Origin of the sequence: Sphaerisporangium rubeum (assembly GCF_014207705.1) — a bacterium.
GTDB lineage: Bacteria > Actinomycetota > Actinomycetes > Streptosporangiales > Streptosporangiaceae > Sphaerisporangium > Sphaerisporangium rubeum.
Genome location: NZ_JACHIU010000001.1, coordinates 4,125,026 through 4,137,202, shown reverse-complemented (window position 1 = coordinate 4,137,202; position 12,177 = coordinate 4,125,026). Strand labels below are relative to the sequence as shown.

General features: G+C 72.1%; 12 protein-coding genes. 6 read left to right on the top strand and 6 right to left on the bottom strand.

Translation table 11 applies throughout. From position 1 onward, the window contains the following. Window positions 1–8 precede the first annotated feature (8 nt). Entirely contained in the window at window positions 9–989 is a 981-nt protein-coding gene (locus BJ992_RS17820; protein ID WP_343072719.1) for an ABC transporter ATP-binding protein, read from the top strand. Then, window positions 976–1,989: an ABC transporter permease gene (locus BJ992_RS17815; RefSeq protein WP_246496692.1), complete on the top strand. Its 1,014-nt coding sequence runs from the start codon at window positions 976–978 to the stop codon at window positions 1,987–1,989. The genes BJ992_RS17820 and BJ992_RS17815 overlap by 14 nt, the downstream gene beginning before the upstream one ends. A gap of 73 nt (window positions 1,990–2,062) precedes the next feature. Here the strand turns inward: BJ992_RS17815 and BJ992_RS17810 are convergent, their stop codons facing one another. Together BJ992_RS17810 and BJ992_RS17805 are read right to left on the bottom strand one after the other, a co-directional pair. Beyond that, a complete protein-coding gene (locus BJ992_RS17810; RefSeq protein WP_184982435.1) occupies window positions 2,063–2,827 on the bottom strand; it encodes a YcnI family copper-binding membrane protein in 765 nt (254 codons plus the stop codon). Window positions 2,828–3,070: 243 nt separating this feature from the next. Then, complete coding sequence (locus BJ992_RS17805) at window positions 3,071–3,646, bottom strand: MFS transporter (RefSeq protein WP_246496690.1); 576 nt, start codon at window positions 3,644–3,646, stop codon at window positions 3,071–3,073. 183 nt (window positions 3,647–3,829) lie between these two features. Here BJ992_RS17805 and BJ992_RS17800 point away from each other — a divergent pair, with 183 nt between their 5' ends. Continuing rightward, complete coding sequence (locus BJ992_RS17800; protein WP_184982431.1) at window positions 3,830–4,327, top strand: hypothetical protein; 498 nt, start codon at window positions 3,830–3,832, stop codon at window positions 4,325–4,327. Here the strand turns inward: BJ992_RS17800 and BJ992_RS17795 are convergent. The 3 genes from BJ992_RS17795 to BJ992_RS17785 are packed head-to-tail and all read right to left on the bottom strand — an operon-like array spanning window position 4,321 to window position 6,726. Beyond that, on the bottom strand, window positions 4,321–5,106 hold the full coding sequence (locus BJ992_RS17795; RefSeq protein ID WP_184982429.1) for an ABC transporter ATP-binding protein: 786 nt from the start codon (window positions 5,104–5,106) through the stop codon (window positions 4,321–4,323). The genes BJ992_RS17800 and BJ992_RS17795 overlap by 7 nt on opposite strands. Window positions 5,107–5,108: 2 nt before the next feature. Further along, on the bottom strand, window positions 5,109–5,903 hold the full coding sequence (locus BJ992_RS17790; protein ID WP_184982419.1) for an ABC transporter permease: 795 nt from the start codon (window positions 5,901–5,903) through the stop codon (window positions 5,109–5,111). A gap of 7 nt (window positions 5,904–5,910) precedes the next feature. After that, complete coding sequence (locus BJ992_RS17785; protein WP_246496688.1) at window positions 5,911–6,726, bottom strand: ABC transporter permease; 816 nt, start codon at window positions 6,724–6,726, stop codon at window positions 5,911–5,913. 544 nt (window positions 6,727–7,270) lie between these two features. Here BJ992_RS17785 and BJ992_RS17780 point away from each other — a divergent pair. From BJ992_RS17780 to BJ992_RS17770, 3 genes are all read left to right on the top strand, one after another. Beyond that, on the top strand, window positions 7,271–8,263 hold the full coding sequence (locus BJ992_RS17780) for an alpha/beta hydrolase (RefSeq protein ID WP_184982417.1): 993 nt from the start codon (window positions 7,271–7,273) through the stop codon (window positions 8,261–8,263). Between the two features lie 929 nt (window positions 8,264–9,192). Next, window positions 9,193–10,725 (top strand): protein kinase domain-containing protein, encoded by a 1,533-nt coding sequence (locus tag BJ992_RS17775; protein WP_184982415.1) that lies wholly within the window; start codon window positions 9,193–9,195, stop codon window positions 10,723–10,725. Window positions 10,726–10,898: 173 nt separating this feature from the next. Continuing rightward, on the top strand, window positions 10,899–11,750 hold the full coding sequence (locus BJ992_RS17770; RefSeq protein ID WP_184982413.1) for an ABC transporter ATP-binding protein: 852 nt from the start codon (window positions 10,899–10,901) through the stop codon (window positions 11,748–11,750). Here the strand turns inward: BJ992_RS17770 and BJ992_RS34550 are convergent. Next, a complete protein-coding gene (locus BJ992_RS34550; protein ID WP_425503674.1) occupies window positions 11,652–12,152 on the bottom strand; it encodes an ATP-binding protein in 501 nt (166 codons plus the stop codon). The genes BJ992_RS17770 and BJ992_RS34550 overlap by 99 nt on opposite strands. Between the last annotated feature and the right edge of the window lie 25 nt (window positions 12,153–12,177).

The following is a 12,177-nucleotide window of genomic DNA, read 5'->3' as shown; positions in this document are numbered from 1 at the left end:
AGACGATCGTGTCGCACGGCTTGACCGGGTCGCGCGAGACGGCGGCCACTTCCGGCGAGGGACACGCGATCGTGTCGCACGGCCTGACCAAGCGGTTCAGGAGCGGGCAGGTCGCGGTGGACGCGCTGGACCTGGTGGTGCCGCGGGGGTCGGTGTTCGGGTTCCTCGGGCCCAACGGCTCGGGGAAGACCACGACCATCCGCATGCTGCTCGGCCTGGTGCGGCCCACCGGCGGCGGGTGCGAGGTCCTCGGCCGGCCCATGCCGGAGGCGCTGTCGTCCGTGCTGCCGAAGGTCGGCGCCGTCGTCGAGGGCCCCGCGTTCTACCCCTACCTCACCGGTGAGGCCAACCTGCGGCGCTACGACGCGGCCGACCCCACGGCGGACCCGCGTACCGCGCGGCGCCGCGTGGCGGCCGCGCTCGACCGCGTGGGGCTCGGGGCCGCCGCGGAAAAGCGGTACAAGGCGTACTCGCTCGGCATGCGCCAGCGCCTCGCGCTCGCCGCCGCGTTGCTGAGGCCGCGCGAACTGCTCGTCCTGGACGAGCCCACCAACGGCCTGGACCCGCAGGGCACCAGGGAGGTACGCGCGCTGATCAAGGACATCGCCGCCGACGGCACCACGGTCTTCGTCTCCTCCCACCTGCTGTCGGAGGTCGAGCAGATGTGCACCGACCTGGCCGTCATGCGTACCGGCCGCCTGGTGGCGCAGGGCCCGCTCGGTGACCTGCTCTCCCGCCGCGCTCCCCGCATCCGCGTGGAGACCCCCCACGTCGCGCAGGCCGCGTCCGTGCTCGGCCACCTCGGCCTCACGGGCCTGCGCACCGAGGAGACCGAGGTCACCGCCGACCTCGGCGACCTGCTCCCCGAGCGCGTCAACGCCGCGCTCGTCGGCGACGGCGTCGCGGTCCGCGGCTTCGCCGTGCAGCGGCCGAGCCTTGAGGAAGTGTTCGTGGACCTGACCGGGGAGGGCTTCGATGTCGACGGTTGACACGACCACGCAGAGCGCGTCCATCCCACGCGCCGCGACCACCGGGACACCCGGCACGGTACCGGCGGACGCGCGGCGGACGCGGGAGGCGGACAGCACAATGGCGGCGCCGGGGACACCGAGGACAGCCGGCTCCGAGGCGCCGGGAACATCGGACCGGCCGGGGACGCCAAGGGGGCCGGGCCGGGTGCGCGCGGCGGCGCGGCTGCTCGGGTCGGAGGTCGGGCTGACGTTGCGCAGGCCGAGGAACCTGCTGCTGATCGGCCTGGCGTCGAGCGTGCCGGTGATCGTCGGCCTGGTGGTGCGGCTCGTGGGTGCCGACGGCGACGCTCCGGCGTTCGTCCTGCAACTCGGCGGGAACGGGCTGATGCTGACGTTCGCGTCGATGCTGCTGCTGGTGCAGATGCTGCTCCCGCTCACCGTCGCGGTCGTCGCCGGGGACTCGGTCGCCGGTGAGGCCGGCCTCGGCACCTTGCGCTACCTGCTCACGGCCCCCGCCGGCCGCACCCGGCTGCTCCTGCTCAAGTTCGCCAACGTCGCCGTCTACGCGCTGGTCTGCTGCGCGTCGGTGGCCGTCGTCGCACTGATCACCGGCTTCGTGCTGTTCCCCGTGGGTCCGGTGCAGCTGCTGTCCGGCGCGACCGTGCCGATCGCCGACGGCCTGCTCCGCGTCGCGATGGTCGTCGGGTACGTCACGCTCGGCATGGCGGCGTTCGGCGCCATCGGCATCGCCATCTCGACGTTCACCGACGTCCCGATCGGCGCCGTCGCGGCGAGCGTGGTCACGATCGTGTTCTCGCAGGTCATGATGCTGGTCCCGCAGCTTGAGCCGCTGCGTCCCTACCTGCTGACCACCTGGTGGGGCTCGTTCGACGGTGTGCTGCGCGACCCCATCGCCACCGATGTGCTCGGCCAGGGCCTGCTGGTCTTCGCCGCCTACACCTTCGTCTTCGGCGCGATCGCCTGGGCTCGCTTCACCGGCAAGGACATCACCGCCTGACCTGGCCGCATCTGGCCTGTGGCGCCGGTGGGGAGAGCGACCACGTCGTCTCCCCACCGGCGGCTCGCGAGGGTCAGGCCGCGGGGGTGCCGCGGCCTCTGCGCAGGGCCAGCGCGGCGACCACGAGGCCGATCACGCCGACGGCGAGGCCGATGCCGCCGAGCAGCCGGGCCGTGCCGTCGGAGGCCGCCGCGCTGTGCGCGGCCGGCTCGGCATGCAGGGTCGGGCCGTCGGACGCCGCCGCGGCGGCGGACGGGGAGGCGCTGTCGTGCGCCGCGCCGCCGTGCTCGTCCTCACCGGTGGCGGCGACGAGCTTCAGGGTCGGCACGGGATGCTCGGCCTCGGAGCCGTCGGACTTCGGCTCGTCGGCCCACTTGACGACCTCACCGCTCGAATAGGTCTGCGTCGTGGGGAACAGCAGCTGGTCGGTGTCCTCGGGGATGCCGCCGAGCGACACCTCGAACTCCTGGAACTGGTGCGGGTCGATCTTCCCGCCGGACCAGGTGATCTTGGTGACGGCCTTGGCGACCTCGCCGTACTTGGTCGTCACCGGCTTCGGCAGCTTGCCTTCGGTCACCTCGACCTTCCAGCCAGGCAGGGGACGGACCGACACGAACGGCAGCGGGTGGTCGACCGGGAACTCCACGACCAGCTTGGTCGTGGAGGCGTCGTCCCGCTCGTTGGGGACCCGGAAGGCGACCTTGCTGAAGCTGCCCTTCTGCACCGAGCCGGGCTGGATGGTGACGTGGGCGAGCGCGGGCAGGGCCAGGCCGACGGTGAGAGCGAGGGTGCCGGCGGCGACGGCGGCCACACGGCGCGCCGCGGAACGCAGGGACATCGAGAGGTCTCCACTTCGTACGAGAGGCAGGACCGGACGCGCGCCGGCGTCCGAAGAGGCAAGGCAGGGACAGGGGGACGCGCGGCCGTCGCCGTCACGCGGGCCGGGGGTCCGCGGGGGCATGGTGACCGGCGTCCTCGTCGCACCACCGGCGTACCGGCGCAGGCGCCGCCGGGGATCGCCAAGGAGCCGTCGCGGCCCGTCGTGCGGGCCGTGACTCACGGCAGTGGTGTCAGGGTGGTGTCAGAAGGCGGCGCGAAGCGGTGGGCCGCGCCTGCGCACGGCGTCGCGCAGTTCGCGGCGCGCCGGGGGGACCCGCAGGTGGCGGGGTGGCCGGGTCGCGTGGCGCTGCGGGGTCACCGTGGCGGCGGCACAGAGCACGGCCAGCACGCGGCGCAGGGCTCGCGTGGTCAGGGTGCCGACCCGGCGCAGCACCGACCACAGGGCCGACTCGCCTTGGGCCAGCCACCAGCCGGTGATGAGCGTGGCGGTGAGGTGGGCCAGGAGCATGCCGATGTCGACGCCGAGCCCGCCGCCGTGGGTGAGGTGCGCGTTCAGCGCGGGCCCGCCGGCGGACGCGCCGAGGAGCTGGTGCAGCGCCGTCTGTGTGCCGATCAGGAAGAGCGTGATGGTGAGCGGCGACCGCTCACGTCCGGCGGCCAGGGCCGCCAGCACGGCGACCGCTCCGCCGCCGGCGCACAGCGCGCGCCAGTCCGGCCCGCTGCCTCCCGCCACCCGGTGGCCGAGCACGGCGAGACCCACGCAGACGACCGTGAACGCGGCCGCCCGCGCGAGGCGCAGGGGGAGACGGGCATGCATGACGCCCCACATAGTGTCACGGCAGCCACACGCTTGTCCCTAGGCCGGCCCCGCGTATCCGCACCTCCTGGTGATGCCGGGGGTGAGGACAAGTGCCGGCTCGTTGCAACGTCTGCCGCTATGAGTGATTTGTCGCTACTGTTGCGCGCGACCGCAGCTTTCGTGAGGGGCGAGGTGGTGGCCATGCGGCACTTCCTGGGACTGCTGCTCGGCATCGTCATGAGCGCGGTGCTGACGGCCGGCGCGGGATGGGCCTCGCAGGACGTGGCACGCGGTCTGCTGAGCACCGCCGGCGGCGCACCCCCCGTGGACCCGGTGCGCGACACCAAGGCCCTGGTCGCGATCGGCGCCATGGCGGTGGCCGGGCTCCTGCTCGGCCTGGTGGTCGCCGGGAGGGTCTCGCCGCTCGCGACGTTCGTGCCGTCGATGGTGCTGCTGGCGTGGACGGTCATCTACGTGCTCGACGTCAACCGGGCCCTCGGCCTCGCGCCGACCGACCCCGGGCTCGACCCGAGGATCGTGCAGGCCGGCCGCGGCATGCAGGACCTGCTGGCCAAGGGGGTCTTCGCGATGCTCGGCATCGCGCTGTTCATCCCCGTGCTGATGCCGTCCCGCTGGGCGGGCCGCCACGCCGAGGAGCCGTACGAGGAGGAGTCGCAGGAGGCGGCGGGCTACTACTGAGCCTGTGACGGCGCGTTCCGTGTGTACAGGTGGGTGACCACGGCCTCGATGGTGGTCTCGGCGGGTGCGGTGGCCATCAGCGCGGGGAGGGTGCCGTCGAACGCCAGGCTGCCGTGGTCGATCAGCATGACGCGGCGGCACAGCCGTTCGATGTCGCCGAGGTCGTGTGTGGTGAGCAGCACGGTGGTGCCGCGCTCGGCGTTCAGGTCGCGCAGGAAGTCACGCACGGCGGCCTTGCTGACGACGTCGAGGCCGATGGTCGGCTCGTCGAGCACCAGGACCGGCGGGTCGTGCAGCAGGGCCGCGGCGATGTCGCCGCGCACACGCTGGCCGAGGCTGAGCTGCCGCACCGGTGTGTCGAGGAACGGCCCGAGCTCCAGCACCTCGCCGAGCTCCGTGAGTCGCCGCGCGAACACCTGATGATCTACTTTGTAAAGGTGCCGGATCAGGTGGAAGCTGCTGCGCAGCGGCAGGTCCCACCACAGCGTCGTCCGCTGACCGAACACCACGCCGATGCGCCGCGCCAGCGTGGTGCGCCGCCTGGACGGGTCGAGCCCCGCGACCCTGATGCGTCCGCTGGTCGGCGTCAGGATGCCGGTCAGCATCTTGATCGTCGTGGACTTGCCGGCGCCGTTCGGCCCGAGGTAGCCGACGAACTCCCCGGGCTCGACGCGGAACGACAGGTCGCGTACGGCGTGCACGACCCGCGTCTGCCTGCGCAGCGGCCCGGTCCGCCGCCGCACGGTGAACGAACGTCCCACACCGTCCAGCTCGATCATGGTCAGCTCCCCGTGGATCGGTAACGGCGGATCCCGGCACGCCACAGCAGCGCCGCCAGGGTCGCGAGGGCCAGCGCGGCGGCCGGGCTCATGAAGCGCAGCAGGTGCGGCAGCCCGAACGGGTCGGGCCGGTCCAGCACGTACAGGCCCGGCTGCCAGTTGACGAACGCGAGCGGCAGGACGAACGTCACCCCGCGCACCAGCTCGGCGCCGTACACGCTGAAGGGGTACTGGGTGAGCTGGCCGCCGCCGTAGGTGAAGGCGTTGGCGAGCTCTGGCGCGTCGGTCAGCAGGAACTGCAGCGCCGCACCGATGGTCCACACCGCTCCGAACAGCACGATGCCGCACACCACCATCACCGGGACCATCCAGGCGCGCTGCCACGGCACGTGCAGCCGGGGCAGCGCGACGGCCAGCACCACCGCCGCCTGCGCGACCCGGCCGGTGCGCTGCACGCTGAACCGGTCCACGGCCATCTGCACGAACGGGCTGACCGGCCGGATGAGCATGAGGTCGAAGGCCCCGGACCTGATCTGCTGGCCGAGCCGGTCGACGTTGCCGAACAACAGGTCCGCCAGCGCGAACGACACCCCCGCCGTGCCGTACAGGAACATCACCTCGTACAGGCTGAACCCGCCGAGCCTCTCGACGTGCGCGAAGATCACGACGATGGCCGCGACGTCCAGGCTCGTCACCACGAACGCGCCGACGATCATCATCACCATCGACGCGCGGTACTGCGCCGCCGCTCTGGTCCAGGCCGCCGCCAGCAGCACGTACGCGCGCACCGGGTTCATCGGCCGCTCACCCACCCTGGATCACGACCTTCCTGCGGGCCGCTCGCGTGGCCAGGGCCCCGAGGCCGAGCAGCGCCGCGGCCCACAGCGCCTGGAAGCCGAGCGCGGCGGCGAGGCCGGTCTTGCCGAGGAAGACGTCGGCGGGGACCTGGACCAGCGCGGCCCACGGCAGGACCCGTGCGACGTCCCCCAGCCAGCCGGGGAAGATCACCAGCGGCAGGATCATGCCGCTGAAGAAGGTCGTCAGGACCAGCGACAGCGACTGCACCCCCCGGTCGTCCAGGATCCAGCACGACGACAGCGCGATCAGGTAGCGCAGCGCGAAACTCACCACGACCCCGAGCGCCATCGACGCGGCGAAGGCCACCCACGTGCCGGCCGAGGACGGCAGGCGGATGCCGAACAGCGCCGCGCCGGCCAGCGTCGGCGGGACACTGCGGGCCAGGAACAGGAACGCGGCCCGTCCGAGGTCGTCGGAGAGACACCACAACTGCAGCGACGCCGGCCGCACCAGATCGAGCGCCACGTCACCGGTACGCACCCGCTGGGACAGTTCGAGCCCGCCGCCGAACACCTGCATGGGCCCGATGAACCCCTGGGTGAGGAAACAGAAGGTGATCGCGTCGAGCACGTCGTACCCGGCGAGCCCCGGCCGCGCCTCCCACAGCGCGATCAGCACGTACGCGCGGAGCACACCGAAGACGGTGTTGGTGAACGCACCCGCCACAGCGGCGGCCCGGTAGGTGGAGTGACGGCGGAAGCCGTACCGGAAGACGGTCAGATAGAGCGCGAAGGTCGGGCACCTCCAGGTCCGGGGGAGCAATCGTAACCGCCACACCCCACCCCGGTCCCGTCGTTTTCCCCGGCCGTCCCATACGTCCACGATCACTCAGCATGACGACTCGGGGACGCTTCGCACATGGACCATGGTCGTTCACGCGACGTTCCAAGGTCACCGGACATACCGGCCCATGGTCATGCCGCACCGTTTCATGGCCACCGGTACGGCGGTCCACGGTCGCCGGACGCACCGGCCCAGGGTCGCGCGGCGCCGTTCACGGCCACCGGTACGGCGGTCCGCGGTCGCTCAGGCGCCGAGTCATGCCGCCGGCGCGGTGGTCCCATGGTCGTTCAGGCGGCCGCCGCAGACGTCGGATCATGCGCGGCGATTCTGATCGATGGTCACGTCACCCGGCTGTCATGGTCATCCGGCCTCGCTTCGCCGATCGAACCCCTTTCCGGGCTCTTACCAGGTCAAATCTCGCGGCAAGCTATCGACAAATGTGTAACGTCCATGTAAACCGGAATGTACTCACCGGTAGATAGATCGGCTGACCGCTTGGTTCGGGGATGGAGGTCCGGCGCGCATGCAGGAGGAGATCGACGTCGACGTACATCCCCGGTACCCGCTCAGCTGGCAGGCCGGGGCCTTCAACACCTTGCTGCGCGGCACCACCAAGCCGGCGTGCGCACTGCTTCTGCGGCACGGTCTCGGTCTCACCCTCCTGTCCCGAGTCGTCGCCATGGGGGAGCGGTTGCCGATCCCGGTGCCGTCCGGGGTGTCCATCGCCAAGGACGGGCCGCGGCGCACCGAGTGGGTACGCGCGGGGGAACAGGACGAGAGCAAGGTCGTGCTGTACTTCCACGGCGGCGGCTACTTCCTGTGCTCGCCGGCGACCCACCGGCCCATCACCTGCCGCCTGTCGGCCGTGGCGAAGCGTCCGGTGCTGGCCCTCGACTACCGCCAGGGCCCCGTGCACCCCCTCAGCCAGTCGCTGGCGGACGCGCTGGAAGCCTACGAAGGACTGCTCGACCAGGGCTACGACCCGTCCGGCATCGTCCTGGCGGGTGACTCCGCCGGCGGCCACCTCACCCTCACCACGCTCCTGGCGCTGCGCGACCGGGGCCTTCCCGCGCCGTCGGCCGCCGTGTGCCTGTCCCCGTGGTCCGACCTGTCCGACGTCCGGCGCAGGGTGAACCGCTGGGCCGACCCGAGCCTGTCCGCGAGCCGCGTCGACTGGCTGGCCCGCCGCTGGACGGCCGGCCTCGACGCACGCGACCCCCTGGTCTCCCCGGTCTACGGCGACTACGAGGGCCTCCCCCCACTCATGATCGTCACCGGCTCCACCGAGGTCCTCCGCGACGAGGGCCGCCGCGTCGCCGTCCGCGCACGCGAGTCCGGCGTCCCCGTGACGTACGAGGAATGGCCCCGCATGCCCCACGTCTTCCCCATCCTCGCCGACCTGGTCCCCGAGGCCCGCCTGGTGTTCGGCCACATCTCGCGCTTCCTCTCCGCCGTATCCACCACCGACACCCCCACCACCCTCCACCCCGCCGACCAGGCCACCGACGCCGCCTGAACCCTCCACCGACGAAATCACCGCCGTGGCAGGTGACTTGGAGACGGGTCACGGCGCCGGTGAACACGCGACTCGTGGATATCGGCATGAGGCGAGTGACCCGAGCCCGTTCCGACACGCGAAGTGCTCCCCGGCCGGCGAGCGACACCCCGGCGTGGACGGCGAAGTGCTCCCCGGGCCGACAAGCAAGACCCCGTCGTCGATGGTCGTCTGCTGTGGCGCCGACGCGGTGGGATGTGGTGCGGTGAATCCGGCGCCTTGTGCGGTGGCCGGCCGGTGGGGCGCGGTGATGGCCTGAGTGTGTTCCGGTGTGTTCCCCGGTCGGCGAGTGACATCCCGTCGTCGATGGTGGTCTGCTGTGGCGCCGACGCGGTGGGATGTGGTGCGGTGAATCCGGCGCCTTGTGCGGTGGCCGGCCGGTGGGGCGCGGTGATGGTCTGAGTGTGTTCCGGTGTGTTCCCCGGTCGGTGAGTGACATCTCGTCGTCGATGGTGGTCTGCTGTGGCGCCGACGCGGTGGAATGTGGTGCGGTGAATCCGGCGCCTTGTGCGGTGGCCGGCCGGGTTGAAGGACGCTGCTTGGACGTCCGGATTGGGCCCCGCCGTCCGTAATTCGTCTGGGAGATGCTTCTTGTTGTGACGTGGACTTTTCCCTGAACGTGACCGGGTCTTTACGGACGGCGTCCGAGGTTTCGGGCCCGGTCACACCAGTCCGTCTTGTCACACTGTGCACGGTGGTGACTTACTCTCAGGTATCAGTCGTCTAACCTCTCATGCCGACTCGAACTAGTTGCCGCCGAATCTCCTTCGGTAGCGCCACAGTGGGCCGTGCCGCACCACTCGTAGAGAGGGCACCCACGGATGGCACGTGGCACGGGCTCGCCCGGCGGGACGCCTCCGGGCGTCCGGCCGCTGACGGTGGGCGATCCGGTGATCATCGGTCGCTACCTCCTGCTCGGCCGCCTCGGGGCGGGTGGCATGGGGGTGGTGTACCTCGCCGAGCGGCCTGAGGGCGGCCTGGTCGCGCTGAAGACGCCGCACGCCGTCCACCTCAGCGACCCGACGCTGCGCGCGCGGTTCGCCGAGGAGGTCGAGCTGTCGCGTCGCGTGGTGCCGTTCTGCACCGCGGCGGTCCTGGAGGACGGCACCGACCGCGACCGTCCCTACCTCGTCACCGAGCACATCCCCGGCCCGTCGCTCTCGCAGGTCGTCGGGGCCCGCGGCCCGCTCACCGCCGACCTCGCGTACGGCGTCGCGCTCGGCGCGGCGGCGGCGCTCGCCGCCATCCACGAGGCCGGTTTCGTGCACCGCGACCTCAAACCCGGCAACGTCCTGCTGTCCCCCAAGGGCCCCCGCGTGATCGACTTCGGCATCGCGCGTGAGGTGGACGCCGCCGTGGCGCTCACGCAGGCCGGCCAGGTCATGGGGAGCCCCGGCTGGGTGGCGCCGGAACGCCTCACCGGCGGCCCCGCCATCCCGGCCTCCGACGTGTTCGCCTGGGGCTGCCTGGTCGCGTACGCCGCCACGGGTCACCACCCGTTCGGCACCGGGGACACCGAGGCGCTGACCCGGCGCATCCTGGTCGAGCAGCCCCGCCTGGCGTCGGTGCCGAAACTCCTGTGGGACCCGGTCTCCGCCGCGCTCGCCAAGGAGCCCGGAGCCCGTCCGTCCGCCGCGGCCCTGCTGTCGGCCCTGCTGTACGCCGGGGGAGTGGACCCCGCGTGGGATCCCCGCGAGGCGGTCACCGCGGTCCTCGAGGAACTGTGGGTCCCCGTGCCGCACCCTGTGGGCCGGCTCAAGCTCGACGACCGTGCCGCGGACGTCCCCGCCGAGGGCACCACCACCGGCGCGCGCGCCGCACGCCGCGCCGCGGCCCGCCGCGGCCACGTCTCCCACGCCGGCTTCGCGGCCCTCGCCACCGTGTCCATCGCCGCCGTCACCGTCGTCGCGGCCGGAACCGGCGGCACCCCCGTCAACCCCATCGCGGGCCCCGGCACCCCCGAGCGCGTCCCCTTCGTCGTCCCCTTCCACGACACCCGCACCCCCACGGTCCCCACCGGAGCCCACCTGCCGGTGGCCGCCGCATCCGGTCCCCGCGCGTCCACCGGCCCCGCCGTCCCTCCCGGCGTCCCCGCCACCCCCGGCCCCGCCATGACGCGATCCGCGCCACCGACCGACCAGCGCGACCCCGGCGACCCCTGGCAGTCCCAGATGCCCCGGCCACGACCCACCGGGACCCGCACCACGAACCGTCCTCCCGATCCCACCCCCACCTGCGCCGACCGCCGCGGCCGGGAGAAGCCCTGCGAACCCACCCGCACCCCACCCCCCAAACCCACTCGCACCCCCAAACCCACGGTCAGCATCAGCCAGATCCCCGAATGGGGCGACGGCGAAGACCCCTCCGCCACCCCAACGGCCACGATCACCTTCACCCCCGCACCCCCCGCCGGCGACCCGTGATCATCCCCGCGACCACCTCAGCCGACCCGTGATCACTTTCACGACGAACTCCGGCGGCCTGTACTCACCCTGACGGCGGCCTCGGCCTTCACCCTCACACCGCCTCCGGCCACCCCTCCCTTCCTCCGCCGGTCCTATGCTGCTTGCCGTACGGCCGGACAAAGGAGTGGTGGATGACCCAGTCGACGAGGCAGGACGCGGTGTCGCCGCGGCGGGACGGTGCGGCGGTGGAGTTCGCCGGTGTCGGGGTCAAGGTCGGCGGGGGTCGTTCGCTGGTCTCTGAGGTGGACTGGCGCGTCGAGTACGGCAGCCACTGGGTGATCCTCGGCCCGAACGGCGCCGGCAAGACCACCCTGCTGTCCGTCGCCGCCGCCGTACGCCACCCCACCACCGGCGCCGCCACCGTCCTCGGCCACCGCCTCGGCCGCGTCGACCTGCGCGAACTGCGCCGCCACATCGGCCTCGTCTCCGCGGGAAAGCGCCTGGTCGACGAGGACCTGATGGAGGAGGAAGGCCTGACGGCTCATGAGGTCGTCCTCACCGGCCACACCGGCACCAGCGTCCCCCTGTGGGACCGCTACACCTCCACCGAACACGACCGGGCCCACACCCTCCTCGCCGACCTCGGCTGCAAGGACCTCGCGTCCCGCCCCTTCGCCGTCTGCTCCCAAGGCGAACGAGCCCGCATCCGCGTGGCCCGAGCCGTGATGCCGGACCCGGCCATCCTCATGCTCGACGAGCCTTTCGCCGGCCTCGACCTCCCCGCCAGAGAAGACCTCATCACCGCTCTGGAAACCCTCGCCGAAACCCGGCCGTCCCTCACCACCGTCCTCGTCACCCACCACCTCGAAGAGGTCCCCGCCACCACCACCCACGCACTCCTGATGCGCGACACCCGCATCCAGACCGCGGGCCCCACCGGCCGTTCACTGACCTCGGATTCCCTCTCCGAGTGCTTCTCCCGCCCCCTGACCCTCACCCCCGCACAAGGCCGCTGGTACGTCCGCGCCACCCGCACCCCGTAGCTCGAACCACACCACCGTCCCACCCCCACGCCGCTCGAACCCCCACCCCCGCGCGATCCGATCCACCAGCAGCAACCCCCTCCCGTCCGTCTCCTCCACCCCCGGAACCCGCACCACCGGCACCGTCCGAGCCCCGCCGTCCTCCACCGCCACCACGACCTCGTCCCTCCCCACCACCACCGAAACCAAGAACTCCCTCCCCGCCGCGTGCCGCACGACGTTCCCAGCGAGCTCACTGACGAGCAACTCCGCGTCATCCAGGCACACATGCCGGTCCCCGAGCACCCCCGCCACGAACCGCCTGACCTGCCGCACCTCCTCCGCCACCGGCGCGAACCTGCGAGACCTTACAGCGGACTCTGTCGGCTGGCCAGGCCTACGAGTCTGCTCGATCTCTGTCATCAAGTGCCTCCTGCGTCGCGGACTT

Bases quoted from the DNA above. Each gene is read 5' to 3' on its own strand.
- BJ992_RS17815 (WP_246496692.1), top strand. From the start codon at position 976: ATGTCGACGGTTGACACGACCACGCAGAGCGCGTCCATCCCACGCGCC.
- BJ992_RS17810 (WP_184982435.1), bottom strand. From the start codon at position 2,827: ATGTCCCTGCGTTCCGCGGCGCGCCGTGTGGCCGCCGTCGCCGCCGGC.
- BJ992_RS17805 (WP_246496690.1), bottom strand. From the start codon at position 3,646: ATGCATGCCCGTCTCCCCCTGCGCCTCGCGCGGGCGGCCGCGTTCACG.
- BJ992_RS17800 (WP_184982431.1), top strand. From the start codon at position 3,830: ATGCGGCACTTCCTGGGACTGCTGCTCGGCATCGTCATGAGCGCGGTG.
- BJ992_RS17795 (WP_184982429.1), bottom strand. From the start codon at position 5,106: ATGATCGAGCTGGACGGTGTGGGACGTTCGTTCACCGTGCGGCGGCGG.
- BJ992_RS17790 (WP_184982419.1), bottom strand. From the start codon at position 5,903: ATGAACCCGGTGCGCGCGTACGTGCTGCTGGCGGCGGCCTGGACCAGA.
- BJ992_RS17780 (WP_184982417.1), top strand. From the start codon at position 7,271: ATGCAGGAGGAGATCGACGTCGACGTACATCCCCGGTACCCGCTCAGC.
- BJ992_RS17770 (WP_184982413.1), top strand. From the start codon at position 10,899: ATGACCCAGTCGACGAGGCAGGACGCGGTGTCGCCGCGGCGGGACGGT.
- BJ992_RS34550 (WP_425503674.1), bottom strand. From the start codon at position 12,152: ATGACAGAGATCGAGCAGACTCGTAGGCCTGGCCAGCCGACAGAGTCC.